This window comes from Caulobacter sp. (assembly GCF_965279145.1).
Classification (GTDB): Bacteria; Pseudomonadota; Alphaproteobacteria; order Caulobacterales; family Caulobacteraceae; genus Caulobacter.
The window spans coordinates 845,479-861,411 of the sequence record NZ_OZ257139.1 but is presented as its reverse complement, the minus strand read 5'-3'; the positions used below and the strand labels follow the sequence as shown (position 1 = coordinate 861,411).

Genomic DNA, 15,933 nt, shown 5'->3' with positions numbered 1-15,933 from the left:
CACGATCACCGGGTTCTGCAGTTTCACAGGCGGGCACAAGGCCAAGCCGGGCGAGGTCTCGCTGGCGCACAATGGCGTGCTGTTCCTGGATGAGCTGCCCGAGTTCGGGGTTCAGGCTCTGGATTCCCTGCGCGCGCCGCTGGAAACCGGCGAGGTGATGGTGGCCCGCGCCAACGCCCATGTGCGCTATCCGGCCAAGGTGCAGCTGGTGGCGGCGATGAACCCCTGCCGCTGCGGCCATGGCGGCGCCGGCCGGGGCTATTGCGGCAAGGCCCCGCGCTGCCAGCGCGACTATCAGGGCCGGGTGTCGGGTCCGCTGATGGACCGCATCGACCTGTCGGTCGACATGCCCGCCGTCACGGCCGCCGACCTGGCCCTGCCGCCGCCGGTCGAGGGCTCGGCCGAGGTCGCCGCGCGGGTGGCGCGGGCCCGCCAGCTGCAGATCGACCGGGCCGAGGCGGCAGGCAGCGTTGAAGCCCTGAACGGCCGCGCCGAGGGCGCCTTCCTGGACAAGATCGTCGATATCGACGAGGCGGGCCGGTCCCTGCTGGCCCGCGCCGCCGAGGCCGGCCGGATCAGCGCCCGGGGCTGGACCCGCGTGCTGCGCCTGTCGCGCACCATCGCCGACCTGGAGGGGGCGCCCAGCGTCCGCCGTGTCCACGTCGCCGAAGCCCTGGCCCACCGCCGCTCGGCCGCGCCGGGCGAGGAGCAGGCTGTTCCCGCCCTGGGCCAGTCGACCTTCTGAGCGGCGGCATTGGCCGGGCGCCGAAGAGGGGCAAGCGAAGCCAGCCGACGCTCGATTTTCGACAGGCTTGGTCGTTCTTGAGATGAGCGGCTGGCCGTGCTCGAGGAGGTCTTCGCCGAAGCCCTGGGCGCGGGGGCCGCTTCCCTCTCCCACCGGGAGAGGGAATGGCTTCGCCGACGGGTCGCAGGCGGAATGCCTAGAGCGCCCCGCTCAGTTCCTGCACTTCCTCGAAGGTCCGCAGACCCGGCCGCTGGGCGCAGACCAGCACGCCCATGTTGCCGGGCAGGTGCTGGTTGGCCAGCATCTTCTCGTGGGCCAGGGGAATGTCGTTCCAGGGGAACACTTCCGACAGGCACGGGTCGACGCGGCGGTCGATGACCAGCTGGTTGGCGGCGCTGGCCTGCATCAGGTTGGCGAAGTGCGATCCCTGCACGCGCTTTTGGCGCATCCACAGGAAACGGGCGTCCATGGTCAGGTTGAAGCCGCTGGTGCCGGCGCAGATGGCGACCATGCCGCCGCGCTTGACCACGAAGACGCTGACCGGGAACGTCGCCTCGCCGGGGTGCTCGAACACCATGTCGACGTCGCGATTGCCGGTGATCTGCCAGATCGCCTTACCGAACTTGCGGCTTTCCTTCATGTAGTCGTTGAATTCGGGGCCGTTGACCTTGGGCAGCTGACCCCAGCAGTTGAACTCGTTGCGGTTCAGCACCGCCTTGGCGCCCATCGACAGCACGAACTCGCGCTTGTCCTCGGAGCTGACCACGCCGATGGCGTTGGCGCCGGCCACGGCGGCCAGCTGGGTGGCGAACACGCCCAGGCCGCCCGAGGCGCCCCACACCAGCACGTTCTGGCCGGGCCGCAGCTCATGCGGCTTGTGGCCGAACAGCATCCGATAGGCCGTCGCCAGGGTCAGGACGTAGCAGGCGCTTTCTTCCCAGGTCAGGTGCTGGGGGCGCGGCATCAGCTGGCGCGACTGCACCCGGCAGAACTGCGAAAAGCTGCCGTCCGGGGTCTCATAGCCCCAGATGCGCTGGCTGGTGGAGAACATCGGGTCGCCGCCGTTGCACTCCTCGTCGTCGCCGTCGTCCTGGTTACAGTGGATGACCACCTCGTCGCCGGGCTTCCAGCGCTTGACCTTCTTGCCCACCGCCCAGACGATGCCCGAGGCGTCGGAGCCGGCGACGTGGAAAGGCTGCTTGTGGCCGTCCAGCGGGCTGATCGGCTCGCCGAGCGCGGCCCAGACGCCGTTGTAATTGACGCCGGCGGCCATCACGAGCACCAGCACCTCGTCCTCGCCGATGGTCCAGGTGGGCACCACCTCGACCTGCATGGCCTGGGTCGGCTTGCCGTGGCGTTCCTTGCGGATGCTCCAGGCGTACATGTTGGCGGGCACATGGAAGGGCGGCGGAATCTCGCCGATCTCGTAAAGGTCTTTCACGGGCGTCTTTTCAAGCGTGGTGGTGGTCATGTCACTCCCCGTTTCTTTCGGCGTTGCAGCAACGTCCGAAAGCTCAACTCGGCTGCGCGCGCGCCGGTCGAAACGGTGAATTCACCTCGCCGGCCCGTCATTTTCGGCTCGAAATGGGAGAAACCACCCCGAAGCCGCCTAAGCTGAGACAACTGTTTGAAACTGGCAAGTGGAATCTTGTGCGACGCAGCATGGACGTGTCCGCTGCGCGACGCATCGCGGGTCAAGCGGCTGGTCAAGCGCGCGACGATCGGCGAGGTTTGGCCATGAGCCCGACCCTGCATGTCTCCCGCCCCGCGTCCGCGATCGTCCTTCTGGAGCTGGACGGCCCGCCGGCCAACGGCCTGGGCATGGCGCTGCGCGGCCAGCTGTCCCGCGCCCTGGCGGCTATCAACGCCGACCTTGATGTGCGGGCCGTGGTGCTGACCGGGCGCAACGGCGCGTTCTGCGCGGGCGACGACCTGCGCGAGGCGGCGGGACGGGGCGATGGCCAGCTGGCCGCCGTGCTGGGCTTCAATGAACTGATGGACGAGGTCGAGGCCTGCCGGGTCCCGATCATCGCCGCCATCGACGGTTGGTGCCTGGGCGGCGGACTGGAGCTGGCCCTGTCCTGCGACATCCGGATCGCCAGCGAGCGGGCCAGTTTCGCGGCGTCCGGCGTCAATATCGGGCTGATGGCGTCGGTGGTTCGCCTGCCCCGGCTGATCGGCGAGGCGCGGGCCAAGGCGCACCTGCTGACCGGCGCGACCTTTGATTCGGCGCGGGCTCTGGCCGATGGGGTGGTGACGCAGGTGTGCGCGGTTGATGCGCTGCTGCCGGCCGCGCTGGATCTGGCCCAACGCATCGCCTCGCGCGCGCCGTTGGCGGTCGAAGCCGCCAAGCGGGCGGTCGCCGGGCGCAGGGCGGATGTGGCCGCGCTGGTGGCCAGCGCCGATCACGGCGAGGCCGTCGCCGCGTTCATGGCCAAACGAACAGCGCTGTTCCTGCGGGCCTGAGCGGGAAGCGCGGCGCGGATTGATCGACCGCAAGGCCGGCGCCTCCGCGCTCGCGCAGGATGCGTGCGGCGCCAAGCTGGGCGTCAATTTGCTGGAAGTCCTGAGCCATGAGCAACACGCCCCATGAACTGCACGAAGAGTTTCCCCAGGACGCCGACCGCATCCACGCGCTGAAGACCAGCGACGCCCACTTCGCCAAGCTGGTCGACGGCTATCACGAGATCAATCGCGCCGTTCACCGGATGGAGACCAACATCGAAGCGGTGGCTGACGCCGTCCTCGAGGACTTCAAGAAGCAGCGCCTGGAACTGAAGGACAAGATCGCCTCGGCCCTGGCCAAGCTGGCCTGAGGCCTTCGCCAGACCCGGCGGCGCTCGGGCGTCGCCGGGTCGCCCACAACACTTCGCTCTCGCGATATTGCATCGCAGCAAAACCGGGTTCATGATCGGCGGTAATCAAGAACGATAATCGGGAAGCGCGGGATGTCAGCCAAGCCGTATCAGCACGAGCCGGATGCGCCGTGGATTTTCCGCACCTATGCCGGCCACTCGACGGCCGAGAAGTCCAACGCCCTGTATCGCGCCAACCTGTCCAAGGGGCAGACCGGCCTGTCGGTGGCTTTCGACCTGCCCACCCAGACCGGCTATGACCCCGACCACATCCTGTCGCGCGGCGAAGTGGGCAAGGTCGGCGTGCCGATCAGCCATCTGGGCGACATGCGCCAGCTGTTCGACCAGATCCCGCTGGAGCAGTCCAACACCTCGATGACCATCAACGCCCCGGCCGCCTGGCTGCTGGCGATGTATGTGGCGCTGGCCGACGAGCAGGGGGCGGACCGCAAGCTGCTGCAGGGCACGACGCAGAACGATCTGATCAAGGAATATCTGAGCCGCGGCACCTACATCTTCCCGCCGGGCCCCAGCCTGCGGCTGATCGGAGACATGATCGCCTGGTGCTATCTGGAGGTTCCCAAGTGGAACCCAATGAACGTCTGCAGCTACCACCTGCAGGAAGCCGGCGCGACGCCGGAGCAGGAGCTGGCCTTCGCCCTGGCCACCGCGATTTCCGTGCTCGACACCGTCAAGGCCGGCGGCCAGGTGCCCGAGCAGGACTTCGAGATCGTCGCCTCGCGCATCAGCTTCTTCGTCAACGCCGGCGTGCGGTTCGTCACCGAGCTGTGCAAGATGCGCAGCTTCACCCGGCTGTGGGACCAGATCCTGCTGGAGCGCTATGGCGTGCAGGACAAGAAGGCCCGCCGCTTCCGCTACGGGGTGCAGGTCAATTCGCTGGGCCTGACCGAGCAGCAGCCCGAGAACAACGTCTACCGTATTCTCATTGAGGCCCTGGCGGTGACGCTGAGCAAGGACGCCCGCTGCCGGGCCCTGCAGCTGCCGGCCTGGAACGAGGCCCTGGGCCTGCCGCGTCCGTTCGACCAGCAGTGGTCGCTGCGCCTGCAGCAAGTGCTGGCCTACGAGACCGACCTGCTGGAATACGAGGACCTGTTCGACGGCAGCCATGTGGTCGAGGCCAAGGTCGCCGAGCTCAGCAAGGGCGCGCTGGAACAGCTGGCCCTGATCGACGGCATGGGCGGCGCCCAGAACGCCATCGACTACATGAAGACCCAGCTGGTGGCGTCCAACGCCAAGCGGGTGCGCTCGGTCGAGACCGGCGACATGACCGTGGTCGGGGTCAATCGCTGGACCGACACCGAGGTCTCGCCCCTGTCGGCCGGCGAAAGCTCCATCGAGACGGTCGATCCGCGCCTCGAGGCCGGCGTCGTCGAACGCATCAAGGCCTGGCGCGCGGCCCGCGACGACGGCGCCGTCCAGGCGGCCCTGGCCGACCTGAAGGCCGCCGCCCGGGACGGTCGCAACATCATGGAGCCCTCGATTGTCGCGGCCAAGGCCGGGGTCACCACCGGCGAATGGTCCGGCGCCCTGCGCGAGGTGTTCGGCGAATATCGCGGCCCGACCGGCGTGGCCGTCGTGGTCTCCACCGGTGACGCCGAGGACGTCGAGTCCGTCAAGCGCGAGGTCGAACGCGTGTCCCAGGTGCTGGGCCGCACCCTGACCTATCTGGTCGGCAAGCCGGGCCTGGATGGTCACTCCAACGGCGCCGAGCAGATCGCCACCCGGGCTCGCGCCTGTGGCATGGAGGTGGTCTATGACGGCATCCGCTCGACCCCCGACGAGATCGTTCGCCGCGCCAAAGAGAGCCGCGCCCACGTGGTGGGCCTGTCGATCCTGTCGGGCTCGCACTTGGACCTGGTGCAGGAAGTGATCCGTCTGATGCGCGCCGAAGGGCTGGGCGACATCCCCGTGGTGGTGGGCGGCATCATCCCCGACGCCGACGCCCTGGTCCTGAAACAGATGGGCGTGGCGCGGATCTACACCCCCAAGGACTTCAAGATCACCGACATCATGGGCGATGTGGTCAGGCTGGTGGAACACGCGGTGGTGGCGGGAGCGACAAAACCCGTCTAGATTGAGTGGATGGCTGGCCCGAACCAGATCGACAGCGGTAACCGACGCGCGTGGCGGGCTGTCGGGGCGTGGGTGGTCGTCTATATCGCCGTCGTCGCGGCCTGTCGCTGGCTGACCGCTCCGGTTGGGCCGATCACGAGCTTGCCGGTCGGCGCGGTGTTCGTGTTGATCGTGGCGCTCGACGGTTGGCTGGCGACGCCGGCCGGCGCGGGAAGCGTCAACCGACCGTCGGCTCCGGAGGCCGAGGTCTGGATGACCGCGCGCGCGGTGCGCCTGAAGCGATGCCTGCCGGCCCTGCTGGTCGCGGCGCTGTTGGTTGACCTGATCCGGACCACCTTGGCGCTCTGGGCGATCCACGACGTCTGGCGAACGGTCGCGGCGATCGGGCTGGGCGCTGCTCTATCCGGCCTGGCCGCGCTCCGCCTCTGGCGCGCCCGGCGGTCGGTGGTGGAGCTGCGGATCGACGCGGCGGGGATCTTCACGCCCAAGTGGAAGACCACCATCGGCTGGGACAAGGTCGACTATGTGGTCCAGCCCGGGGCGCGCGAACCCGTCCTGCGCCTGATGGTGGGACCCGACGCGGCGACGGGCCTGTCGCCGTCGCTGCGCGTGAACGGCGGTTTTCTGCGCCTGCCGCTCGACCGGGCGGGCCTGTCGGCGCGCGACGCCATGGCGGCGATCCGCAAGGCCCAACCCGCCACGCGCGTGGAGCCTTTCAACTCCAATGGCTTTGTGCTGGCCATCAAGGGCGCGGCCGACGCGCCTGAGACCGTCCAGGTGGCGAACGGATCGTGATCGTCGCGACCTGTGCTAGTCTATCCTTCTGGACGACGCCCTCGCCATACTGCGCGCGGCAAAGCCGCTGCTGGACAGCTACGGCGACCCGTCGATCTGGTCACTGAGGATGGGCTGCACAGACTGATCCAGACGCGCGTGATGAGCGAGACTGTTTTTCTTTCTTCCGTCTTCCCGGCGAAGGCCGGGACCCAGATCGAACCCCGGACGGGAGCGGCCTGAAGCCCCGTAGAGAGGCGCGTTATCCCCAGACGCTCAGGCTGAATCTGGGCCCCGGCCTTCGCCGGGGAGAACGGATCAATTTCGAAGGTCCTAAACCCGCGCCAGCTTCCACGCCGCCAGGAACCCCACTCCGGCCAGGGGGGCGAAGGCGGCGAACAGCCAGAAGCCGTGGGCCTGGGCGGCGGCGGGGTCGATGCCGTGGCCAAAGCCCAGGATGTTGGCCATGGCCCCGGCCGCCGCCGCGCCGACCGCCCCGCCGATCAGCTGGGTGGTGGGCACCGCGGCCGAGGCCAGGGCCTGTTCGTCGGCCGGGGCCGAGGCGATGGCGTGGCGGGCGATGAACGCCCAACTGAGCCCGAAGCCGCAGCCCAGCACCAGCAGGGCCAGGGCGATCTCCCACAGACCGCTCTGGGTCACGGCCCAGGCGCTGGCCAGCACGCCGATCAGGATCACGCCGGCGCCCGCGCGGATCGCCACGCCGTCGCGCTGGGGCGGCAGGTTGGAGACCGCCAGGGCGCAGGTGGTCCAGCCCGCCGCGATCGCCCCGATCACATAGCCGGTCAGCAGCGGCGAGGCGCCCTGGCGGGCCTGGATGAAGGCCGGGCCATAGACCGTGAAGCCGATGGCGGCGGCCTCGAAGGCGAAGACGGTCAAGAGGCCAAGGCCGGTGGCGGTCGACAGGTCGCCGGCCGCGCGGGGCAGCAGCCGGTCGCGGGTCCGCCGGTTGGCGACCAGCATGGCGGTCATGGACAGGACGCCGCCGAGCGCCAGCAGGGCGGCCAGGCGCGGATCGCCCACCACCCCGGCCGTTCCGATCAGGGCCACGCCGGCCACCAGGAACGCCAGCTGCGGCGCGGGGATGCGGTTGCGCTCATCGCCGCGCTTGTCGGACGGCAGCATGGCCATCACCGCGCCGACGAAGATCAAGGCCTGAACCACGAAGATCCAGAAGGCCCCGCGCCAGAAGCCGGCCTGGGCGAACAGGCCGCCCAGCAGCGGCCCCAGCAGGGTGGCCCCGCCCCAGATCCCCGCCACCGCGCCATAGACGCGCGGCCACAGGCTTTCGGGGAAGAGGGCTGTGATGGCCACATAGCACAGGGCCACGATGGCCCCCGCGCCCAGCCCCTGGACCAGCCGTCCCGCGATGAAGGTGATGAAGTCGGGCGCCAGGGCGCCCATGGCGCAGCCCACGGCATAGACCACGCCGCTCAGGGCGGTGGCCCGGCGCAGGCCCAGCCCGATCGACAGCTTGCCCGAACAGGCCCCGGCCACGATCGAGCCCATCAGGAAGGCCGCCACCGACCAGCCGAAATACTGGTAGCCGCCGATCTCGCGCGCCACGCTGGGCATGATGGTGGCGGTCACCAGGGTGTCGGCCGCGTTCAGCCAGATGCCCAGGCACAGCAGGGCGAACCTCGGCAGCAGCTTGCGGTCGAACAGGGCAGGGCGCCCGGTGGGCTGAGACTTGGGGGAGGCGGACATGGGCTGGGGGTGATGCCCGTTTCTGGCCGCCGCGCCAAGTCCGAGCAACTACGGAGCTTGGGTGTGGCGGGGCCGTTTGACGATTGAACCCGGCGCCAAGGTCGTGCTTGGTGCGGCGTTAACCTTTTCCAGGCGCTCCCCCGCCCATGGCCTATCGCGTTCCGCGCCATCCGCGCATCGAGCATCACGCCCGCCGCCAGACCCGTCTGGCGCGACTGACGGGGCTGGCCCTGCTGTGGCTGCTGGTGCTGGTCATGGCCTTCGTGGCCCAGCGCGTGATCCCCGACCAGCACCTGCCGTGGAAGCCGCTGAGCATCATCGACCCCGTCGGCATGGCCACCCGCCTGAAGGCCGCGCGGGCCGGCGCCGATCCGCGCCAGTGCCGCGCCATCCTGGCCCAGGCGGGCGTGTCGTTCGCCGAGGTTCCCGACCGCGTCGAGGGCGAGGGCGGCCTGTGCCATATCCGCGACGCCCTGCGGGTCGAGTCCGGCATGGCCAAACTCAGTCCGGCCGACGCGCCCCTGGCCTGCAAGGAGGCCCTGGCCCTGATCCTCTGGGAACGGCAGGTGGTTCAGCCCGCCGCCGATGAGCTGCTGGGGCGCAGCGTCGTGGGGCTGGACCACTATGGCAGCTATGCCTGCCGGCGCATGTACGGCAAGGCCGAGGGGCCGGTCAGCGAGCACGCCTCGGCCGCCGCCATCGACATCGCCGCCTTCAGGCTGGCCGATGGCCAGACGGTGTCGGTGGCCAGCGACTGGACCGATCCTGGCCCCAGGGGGCAGTTCCTGCGCCGGGTTCGCGACGGGGCGTGCCGGGTGTTTCAGACCACGCTGGGGCCCGACTACAACGCCGAGCATCGCGACCACTTCCACCTGGACATGAGCGGCGGAAACCTGTGCGCCTGATGGCCTGACCCAGGCGTCAGCTCTTGCTGAGGTCCATGCCCAGGGTCGGGCCGATGCCGTCGGGATGCTCGCCGAACGGATGGCTTCCCGACCGGCGCTTAGCGGCGGCTTCCAGCTTGCGGCGCAGGTCCTCGCCCAGCGCCAGGGCCGGGACGTCCTCTTCGGCGTCGTCGGGATCGCTGGGGATCGAGGCGGCGATCACCTGGCGCAGGCGCTCGCCGAACACCGCATCCTCGGGTGAGCCCGGCGTCGGGGGGGTGTCGAGGAAGGCCAAGACCTCCTCCAGCGCGGTTTCGGCGATCACGGCCTTGCTCATCTGACGCTCCTCAAGTGACTCTCGAGAGGCAACGGCGAGGAGCCGGGCGGGTTCCGATTTCACGCCCCGTTCGCCCCGGCCTTCGCCGGGGAGACGGTGAAAAGCGAGCCTGGAAAGTCGGTTACCTACAAAGTCGCGGCCAGAGCGGCCATCTGGTCGGCCGCGATCCCCCAGCCTTCCCTGAAGCCCATCTGCTCGTGGGCCTGGCGGTCCTCGGCCGTCCAGTGGCGAGCGATGGCGGTGTAGCGGGTCCTGCCGTCGCCCAGATCCTCGAAGGTGACGATCCCGGTCATGAACGGCTTGGCCGACGGCTTCCAGGTTTCGGTGAAGGCGTCGGTGAACACGATCTTGCGGTTCTCGATCACCTCCAGATAGACGCCGGGATTGTCGACCACCTCGCCATTGGGACCGGCCATGGTGATCAGGCTGTGACCGCCGGTGCGCACGTCCATCACCGCCTTGCTCACCGTCCAGGGCGGCGGGCAGAACCACAGCGGCAGCAGTTCGGGCGTGGTCCAGCACTTGAAGAGCTTGTCGGCCGGGGCGTCGATGACGCGGGTCAGCACCAGGTCGCGCTCGGTGTCGAGGTTCGCGGCATCGAGAGGCATGGTCGTCTCCATCGGGATCGGCGTGACTGTCGCCTCAAGGACGCGCGGGCTCCAGCCTGTCCGACAGAGTCGGCGCGATTTATTCTTGGCCCGCGATGGTCGTGATCCCGGCGTCTTGACCCCGCCTTCCCCGCCCGCCAGTGTGCGCGCAATTCAAACAAGCGTTTCAGGGAGCGCGCCATGGGCCTCTTCGACCTCACCGGCAAGGTGGCGATCATCACCGGATCCTCCAAGGGAATCGGCAAGGCGATCGCCGAGCGGATGGCCGAGCAGGGCGCCAGGGTGGTGATCTCCTCCCGCAAGGCCGGGCCCTGCGACGAGGTGGCCGCCGAGATCAACGCCCGTCATGGCGCTGGAACGGCCATCGCCGTGCCCGCCAACATCGCCTCAAAGGAGGATCTGCAGAACCTGGTCGACGAGACGCGCAAGGCGTTCGGCAAGATCGACATCTGCGTCTGCAACGCCGCCAGCAATCCCTATTACGGCCCGCTGGCCGGCATCGCCGACGAGCAGTTCCGCAAGATCCTGGACAACAACATCATCAGCAATCACTGGCTGATCGGCATGGTCGCGCCCGAGATGCGCGAGCGCAAGGATGGCTCGATCATTATCATCAGCTCGATCGGCGGCCTGCGCGGCAACGCCATCATCGGGGCCTACAACATCAGCAAGGCCGCCGACTTCCAGCTGGCGCGCAACCTCGCTCACGAGTTCGGGCCCGACAATGTGAGGGTCAACTGCATCGCGCCGGGCCTGATCAAGACCGACTTCGCCCGGGCGCTGTGGGAGAACCCCGAGACCCTGAAGCGCGCCACAACGGCCGTGCCGCTGCGCCGCATCGGCGAGCCCGACGAACTGGCCGGGGCGGCGGTGTACCTGGCGTCCCAGGCTGGCAGCTTCATGACCGGCCAGGCCCTGGTGGTGGATGGCGGGGCCACCATCTAGGTCGCCCGGTCCGGTCAAGCTTAACCGGCCGTACATTGTCTTGTCGCAGGGTGGCGATCCTATTCCGGGGACTAGGCTTGCGGCGAATTGTTGCTTCTCTCGCTCTGATCGGCGGCCTGGCGCTGGCCGCCGGCGCCTGGGCCAGAGACGCGGCTTCGCCGGCCTCTCCGGTGTTGACGATGTCGGCTCGGCTGGACCAACTGGCCGATCAGATCGGCGCCCGCCGCCAGGGGCTTCCGCCACGCGACAACGAGGATGTCGAGCGCGCCGGCCGCAAGGCCCTGAAGCAGCGCGGCGCCGAGCGACTGTATGGTCTGTGGCGGGTTCTGTACGCCTATAAGAGCAACCAGGTGCGCGACCGGTTCGAGGCCTGGACTAAGCAGACGCGGCAGGCCGCCCAACGCGACCAGGATGCGTCCCTGACCGCCCTGGCCGACCTGATGACCCTGGCCTATCGCCAGGAGACGGGCGGCTATCGCGCCTTCTCGCCGGCCGACTGGAAGCGGTTCCTCGAGGGGCCGTCGCACGACGTGCGGATGATGGCCGGGATCGAGCGGGTGCGGGACCTGGGGCAGAAAGGCCACTGGGCCCAGGCCGCCCGTCTGGCCGCCGACGTGACCTCCGAGGTCGAGCGCCGCGGACGGGTCGCCCAGCCCCTGCTGGCCGAGGCCCATCAGGTGCATTCCTATACGCTGGCCGATATCGGCGACAAGGAAGGCGCTCTCGATCACATGGCCCAGGCGGCCAGCCTGGACGAACGCGACGCCTTCTACATGCGCCGGATCGAGCGCCTGTACGACATCGGCTACACGGCCGTGGAGCTGGGCGAGCTGGACGCCGCCGACCGCTTCGTGGCGCTGCACGCCCGACTGGCGGCGGCGGGCGGCGATCGCGACCTGAAGACCTGGACACAGTTCCTGTGCGCCCTGGCCGCCGAAGCGCGCGCCGATCCGCGCAAGACCCTGGCCTGCCTGGCGCCAATGCGCGACGACCTGCGCCAGCCGCGCCGTCGCCTGCACGTGCTGATGCTGCAGCGGCGGCTGGTGGCCGAGGCCATGCTGGGCTCCGCCGCCGCCGCCCGCGTCGACCTGGCCGCCCTGCGCGCCGTGCCCGCCAGCCTGCTGGCGCGCGACCCACAGGTCGAACTGCTGGCCGAGGCCTATCTGGATCAGGCCGACGGGCGCGGGGCCCAGGCCTTCCAGAAACTGGACGCCTGGCGGCGAACCGATCGCGCCCAGACCGACCAGGCCCATGCGCGCAGCGTGGCCGAGATGTCGGCGGCGCTGGAGAGCGAGCTGCGGGTCAAGCGCGACGAGAGCCGCCGCCTGGCCGCCGAGGTCGAGCTGAACCGCCAGCTGGCGCGCTCGTGGGGCGTCATCGCCCTGCTGCTGGCGCTGCTGGTGGCGGGCGGCGTCACCTGGGCCTTCTACCAGCGCCGGATCTCGCGCAGCCTGCGCGAGGCCCAGCGTCGGGCCGAGGCGGCCAGCGAGGCCAAGTCGGCGTTCCTGGCGGTGATGAGCCATGAGTTGCGCACGCCCCTGAACGGCATGCTGGGCCTGGCCCAGGCGCTGAGAAGCGAACAGGCCGAGGGCCATCAGCGCGAGCAGATCGACCTGATCCTGGATTCCGGCGACACCCTGCTGGTGCTGCTCAACGACATTCTCGACCTGTCCAAGATCGAGGCGGGCAAGCTGGAGATCGCGCCGACGGCCGGCGATCTGGTCGCCATCTGTTCGCGCCTGATCGGCGGCTATCAGCCGACCGCGCGCGAAAAGGGCATCGACCTGAGCTTCCGCGTCGAGGGCATAGCCCCGGGACTGTTGATGTTCGACGCCGTGCGGGTGCGCCAGTGTCTGACCAATCTGGTCTCCAACGCCCTGAAGTTCACCAATGGCGGCCGGGTGGATGTGACCCTGTCGTGCGGTCCCGACCTGGCCTCGGGCCGGCAACGGGTCCGGCTGAAGGTGGGCGACACGGGCATCGGGATGAGCGAGGCGACGCAGGCCAAGCTGTTCCGCGCCTTCACCCAGGCCGACGCCTCGACCACCCGCACCTTCGGCGGCACCGGGCTGGGCCTGAACATCACCCGCCGCCTTGTGGAGATGATGGGCGGCGAGATCCGGGTTGAAAGTGCGGAAGGGCGCGGCTCGACCTTCACCATCGAGATCCTGGCCGACCTCGCCGCCAGCGCGACCGCCGCCACGGACGACCAGCCCTCGCGCGCGATCCAGCCCCTCGAGCCCGACTTCGCCGCCCTGCACGGCAGCCGGGTGCTGGTGGTCGACGACCACCCGGTCAATCGCCGGGTCATCCGCCTGTTCCTGGCCCCCTTCGACTGCGAGCTGATCGAGGCTGAGAACGGCCGCGAGGCGCTGGACGCCCTGGACGGCAATACGGTCGACATCGTGCTGATGGACGTCAACATGCCGGTGATGGACGGGCTGGAGGCCACGCGCCGCCTGCGCGCCGATCCGCGCTTCACCGGCCTGCCCGTCATCGCCCTGACCGCCGACGTCATGTCGGCCCAGATCAAGACCTGCCTGGCCGCCGGGGCCGACGCCCATGTGGCCAAGCCCATCGACCTGCGCAGCCTGCTGTCGATCATGGACCAGGTGCTGTCGGCCCGGTCGGCGTCGCAGGCCGCGACGATCTGACCGCCTTCGGCGGCTAGCCTGTCGCCCCGACGCCCGGGCGCCGGCGTTCGAAGCGCAGCACCTCGCCCAGTTCTGGATGGGTATAGCCCTGGACCGCGCCAAAGCCGTTTCGCCGCAGTATGGTCTGCGAGGCGGTGAGGGCCGGCAGGGTCTCGGCCGCCACGACGCCGACCCTGGGATCCTGGAACGCCCGCGCGACCAGCATGCGCGCGGCCTCGGTTCCGAATCCCTTGCGCTGCTCGGCCTCCAGCATCGAATAGCCGATCTCGACCTCGCCCCAGATGTCGGGCGGCCCCTTGAAGCCGCAGATGCCGACAAGTCGCCCGGCGGCCACTACATACCAGCTGCCATAGCCGGGCTCGTCGGGATGGGCGGTGAGCAGGTCGCGCATCCAGTCGCGGGTCTGGGCGCCGTTGTCCTCCGGCGGCCAGTCGACGGGCGGCAGGACGCCCAGGCCCTCCGCCAGACTGGCGCCGCCGCCGTCTTCTGCATCGAGCAGGGCTGGGGTCGTGGCGATCAACGACACGAGCGATCCTTTCTCGATCAGCAATGCAGCAGCCATCCCTATCCCGCCCCTGACGTTGGCGCCCGTCACGGTAGCATCCGCCGAAGCCGGATCAACGCGCCTAGCCTTGCGCCTTCGGCTGTCCGTAGACCTGAACCTGATGGCCGTCAGCGGAGATTTCCTCTCGCAGCCAGCGCGAGCCGATCCTTCGTGCGACAGCGATTGAGGCCAGATTGGCGGCGTCGATGCGGTGCCGGGCTTCGTCCCAGTCCAGATGTTCGAACGCCCAGCCGACCGCCGCGGCGGCTGCTTCGCCGGCATAGCCTCGACCCCAGCGGGAGGGCAGGATGGCCCAGCCCACCTCGGCCAGGCCGGGGCCTTCGGGGACCCACGGGCCGACGCGTCCGACCCACTGGCCGGTCTCGCGTTCGATCACCGAGAACAGGCCGCAGCCGCGCAGCGACCACATGCCGGCGGCCATGGCCAGGCCGTCCCAGGCCACGGCGCGCGACTTGGGACCGCCGAAGAACCGTGTGGCGTCCGCGTCGCCGTCGAAGCAGGCCCAGCTTTCGAAATCGTCCTGACGCGGCGGCCGCATCAGGAGGCGCGCGGTGATGATTTCGACGCTCATGAGCGCATCGCCTTGCGCGCCCCGGCCAGCCGTTGGATCGCCGTATCCAGGGTGGCGTCGGCCTTGGCGAAGCACAGGCGCGCGATGTGGATCACGGGATCGTCGGCATAGAAGGCCGAGACCGGGATCGCCGCCACGCCGTGCTCGCGGACGCTCTTCAGGCAAAACTCGCGGTCGCCGATCGTCAGGCCCGAGGCGCGCAGGTCGACATTGAGGAAATAGGTCCCGGCGCTGGGCAGCACGTGAAAGCCGGCTTGCGTCAGGCCGGCGGCCAGCCGGTCGCGCGAGGCCTGCAGCCCGGCGGGCATGGTCTGGAACCAGTCGCGATAGTGCTCCAGCCCCCAGGCCACGGCGGCCTGCAGGTTGGGCGGGGTGGTGAAGGTCAGGAACTGGTGGGCGGCGGCCAGGGCGCGGGTCAGGGGCGGGGCGGCGCACAGGAAGCCGACCTTCCAGCCGGTCATGCCGAACATCTTGCCGGCCGAGCCGATCTTGACCGTCCGCTCGCGCATGCCGGGGAAGTCCATGAGCGAGCGGTGGCGGCGGCCGTCGAAGGTGACCGCTTCCCAGACCTCGTCGCAGACGGCGATCACGTCATGGGCTACACAGAACTGCGCCAGCAGGGCCAGGTCTTCGTCGGGCGTGACGACGCCGGCCGGATTGAGCGGACTGTTGAGCACCACCATCCGCGTCCGGTCGGTGAAGGCGGCTTCCAGCATGGCCCGGTCGAAGCGCCAGTGCGGCGGGGTCAGGCGCACCAGCCTGGGCACGCCGCCCGCCCGGCGGATCAGCGGCAGATACGCGTCGTACAGCGGCTGGAACAGCACCACCTCGTCGCCCGGCGAGATCAGCGAGAAGAACGCCGCCGCCAGGGCTTCGGTGGCGCCGGAGGTGACGGTGATCTCATCCGGCGTCAGGTCCAGCCCCTGGCTGAGGCGATAGTGCTCGGCGACGGCGCGGCGCAGTTCGGGCAGACCGCGCATGGGCGGATACTGGTTGGAGCCGGTCATCAGGGCCTCGGCGGCCCTGGCGCGCACGGGCTCGGGGCCGGCGTCGTCGGGAAAGCCCTGGCCCAGATTGATCGCGCCCAGCTCGCGGGCCAGACCACTCATCTCCTCGAAGATGGTGGTGGGCAGGTTGTCGAAGACGGGATGGACCATGGGACGCGTTCGCTGTTGC

The 15,933-nt window shown here is 69.5% G+C and carries 14 protein-coding genes and 1 pseudogene; 8 read left to right on the top strand and 7 right to left on the bottom strand.

Annotation, left to right across the window (positions count from 1 at the left end; translation table 11 throughout):
- Window positions 1-28 precede the first annotated feature (28 nt).
- Window positions 29-745: pseudogene (locus tag ACQY9P_RS03975) on the top strand (ATP-binding protein); the annotation flags it as partial.
- A gap of 196 nt (window positions 746-941) precedes the next feature.
- Here the strand turns inward: ACQY9P_RS03975 and ccrA are convergent.
- Window positions 942-2,216 carry a crotonyl-CoA carboxylase/reductase gene (gene ccrA / locus ACQY9P_RS03970; protein ID WP_421736559.1) on the bottom strand — a complete coding sequence of 425 codons (1,275 nt, stop codon included), beginning with the start codon at window positions 2,214-2,216 and terminating at the stop codon, window positions 942-944.
- Between the two features lie 266 nt (window positions 2,217-2,482).
- Between ccrA and ACQY9P_RS03965 the strand changes: the two genes are divergently transcribed.
- The 4 genes from ACQY9P_RS03965 (at window position 2,483) to ACQY9P_RS03950 (ending at window position 6,489) form a co-directional block, all read left to right on the top strand.
- Window positions 2,483-3,211 (top strand): enoyl-CoA hydratase/isomerase family protein, encoded by a 729-nt coding sequence (locus ACQY9P_RS03965; protein ID WP_421736560.1) that lies wholly within the window; start codon window positions 2,483-2,485, stop codon window positions 3,209-3,211.
- Window positions 3,212-3,318: 107 nt separating this feature from the next.
- Window positions 3,319-3,561, top strand: a complete 243-nt coding sequence (locus ACQY9P_RS03960; protein ID WP_421736561.1) for a YdcH family protein — start codon at window positions 3,319-3,321, stop codon at window positions 3,559-3,561.
- A 132-nt stretch (window positions 3,562-3,693) separates the two neighbouring features.
- The gene (locus ACQY9P_RS03955) at window positions 3,694-5,694 is read left to right on the top strand and encodes a methylmalonyl-CoA mutase family protein (protein WP_421736562.1); all 2,001 of its coding nucleotides are present in this window, start codon (window positions 3,694-3,696) and stop codon (window positions 5,692-5,694) included.
- Between the two features lie 9 nt (window positions 5,695-5,703).
- Complete coding sequence (locus ACQY9P_RS03950) at window positions 5,704-6,489, top strand: hypothetical protein (RefSeq protein ID WP_421736563.1); 786 nt, start codon at window positions 5,704-5,706, stop codon at window positions 6,487-6,489.
- A gap of 312 nt (window positions 6,490-6,801) precedes the next feature.
- On the opposite strand, the gene ACQY9P_RS03945 is transcribed toward ACQY9P_RS03950, so the two are convergent.
- Window positions 6,802-8,193: an MFS transporter gene (locus ACQY9P_RS03945; RefSeq protein WP_421736564.1), complete on the bottom strand. Its 1,392-nt coding sequence runs from the start codon at window positions 8,191-8,193 to the stop codon at window positions 6,802-6,804.
- Window positions 8,194-8,339: 146 nt separating this feature from the next.
- Between ACQY9P_RS03945 and ACQY9P_RS03940 the strand changes: the two genes are divergently transcribed.
- Window positions 8,340-9,098: an extensin family protein gene (locus ACQY9P_RS03940; protein ID WP_421736565.1), complete on the top strand. Its 759-nt coding sequence runs from the start codon at window positions 8,340-8,342 to the stop codon at window positions 9,096-9,098.
- Between the two features lie 16 nt (window positions 9,099-9,114).
- Here the strand turns inward: ACQY9P_RS03940 and ACQY9P_RS03935 are convergent, their stop codons facing one another.
- Both ACQY9P_RS03935 and ACQY9P_RS03930 read right to left on the bottom strand, forming a co-directional pair.
- Window positions 9,115-9,414: a hypothetical protein gene (locus ACQY9P_RS03935; protein ID WP_421736566.1), complete on the bottom strand. Its 300-nt coding sequence runs from the start codon at window positions 9,412-9,414 to the stop codon at window positions 9,115-9,117.
- Window positions 9,415-9,539: 125 nt separating this feature from the next.
- Complete coding sequence (locus ACQY9P_RS03930; RefSeq protein WP_421736567.1) at window positions 9,540-10,022, bottom strand: SRPBCC family protein; 483 nt, start codon at window positions 10,020-10,022, stop codon at window positions 9,540-9,542.
- A gap of 180 nt (window positions 10,023-10,202) precedes the next feature.
- Between ACQY9P_RS03930 and ACQY9P_RS03925 the strand changes: the two genes are divergently transcribed.
- Window positions 10,203-10,967, top strand: coding sequence for an SDR family oxidoreductase (locus tag ACQY9P_RS03925; RefSeq protein WP_421736568.1), 765 nt, complete (start codon window positions 10,203-10,205; stop codon window positions 10,965-10,967).
- 77 nt (window positions 10,968-11,044) lie between these two features.
- A complete protein-coding gene (locus ACQY9P_RS03920) occupies window positions 11,045-13,621 on the top strand; it encodes an ATP-binding protein (RefSeq protein ID WP_421736569.1) in 2,577 nt (858 codons plus the stop codon).
- Window positions 13,622-13,634: 13 nt separating this feature from the next.
- Here ACQY9P_RS03920 and ACQY9P_RS03915 read toward each other — a convergent pair whose 3' ends face one another.
- The 3 genes from ACQY9P_RS03915 to ACQY9P_RS03905 form a co-directional block, all read right to left on the bottom strand.
- Entirely contained in the window at window positions 13,635-14,147 is a 513-nt protein-coding gene (locus tag ACQY9P_RS03915; protein WP_421736570.1) for a GNAT family N-acetyltransferase, read from the bottom strand.
- A 100-nt stretch (window positions 14,148-14,247) separates the two neighbouring features.
- Complete coding sequence (locus ACQY9P_RS03910; RefSeq protein ID WP_421736571.1) at window positions 14,248-14,757, bottom strand: GNAT family N-acetyltransferase; 510 nt, start codon at window positions 14,755-14,757, stop codon at window positions 14,248-14,250.
- Window positions 14,754-15,914, bottom strand: a complete 1,161-nt coding sequence (locus ACQY9P_RS03905; RefSeq protein WP_421736572.1) for an aminotransferase — start codon at window positions 15,912-15,914, stop codon at window positions 14,754-14,756. The genes ACQY9P_RS03910 and ACQY9P_RS03905 overlap by 4 nt, the downstream gene beginning before the upstream one ends.
- Window positions 15,915-15,933 lie beyond the last annotated feature (19 nt).

Bases quoted from the DNA above. Each gene is read 5' to 3' on its own strand.
- ccrA (WP_421736559.1), bottom strand. From the start codon at position 2,216: ATGACCACCACCACGCTTGAAAAGACGCCCGTGAAAGACCTTTACGAG.
- ACQY9P_RS03930 (WP_421736567.1), bottom strand. From the start codon at position 10,022: ATGCCTCTCGATGCCGCGAACCTCGACACCGAGCGCGACCTGGTGCTG.
- ACQY9P_RS03945 (WP_421736564.1), bottom strand. From the start codon at position 8,193: ATGTCCGCCTCCCCCAAGTCTCAGCCCACCGGGCGCCCTGCCCTGTTC.
- ACQY9P_RS03940 (WP_421736565.1), top strand. From the start codon at position 8,340: ATGGCCTATCGCGTTCCGCGCCATCCGCGCATCGAGCATCACGCCCGC.
- ACQY9P_RS03925 (WP_421736568.1), top strand. From the start codon at position 10,203: ATGGGCCTCTTCGACCTCACCGGCAAGGTGGCGATCATCACCGGATCC.
- ACQY9P_RS03905 (WP_421736572.1), bottom strand. From the start codon at position 15,914: ATGGTCCATCCCGTCTTCGACAACCTGCCCACCACCATCTTCGAGGAG.
- ACQY9P_RS03955 (WP_421736562.1), top strand. From the start codon at position 3,694: ATGTCAGCCAAGCCGTATCAGCACGAGCCGGATGCGCCGTGGATTTTC.
- ACQY9P_RS03965 (WP_421736560.1), top strand. From the start codon at position 2,483: ATGAGCCCGACCCTGCATGTCTCCCGCCCCGCGTCCGCGATCGTCCTT.
- ACQY9P_RS03950 (WP_421736563.1), top strand. From the start codon at position 5,704: ATGGCTGGCCCGAACCAGATCGACAGCGGTAACCGACGCGCGTGGCGG.
- ACQY9P_RS03935 (WP_421736566.1), bottom strand. From the start codon at position 9,414: ATGAGCAAGGCCGTGATCGCCGAAACCGCGCTGGAGGAGGTCTTGGCC.
- ACQY9P_RS03960 (WP_421736561.1), top strand. From the start codon at position 3,319: ATGAGCAACACGCCCCATGAACTGCACGAAGAGTTTCCCCAGGACGCC.
- ACQY9P_RS03910 (WP_421736571.1), bottom strand. From the start codon at position 14,757: ATGAGCGTCGAAATCATCACCGCGCGCCTCCTGATGCGGCCGCCGCGT.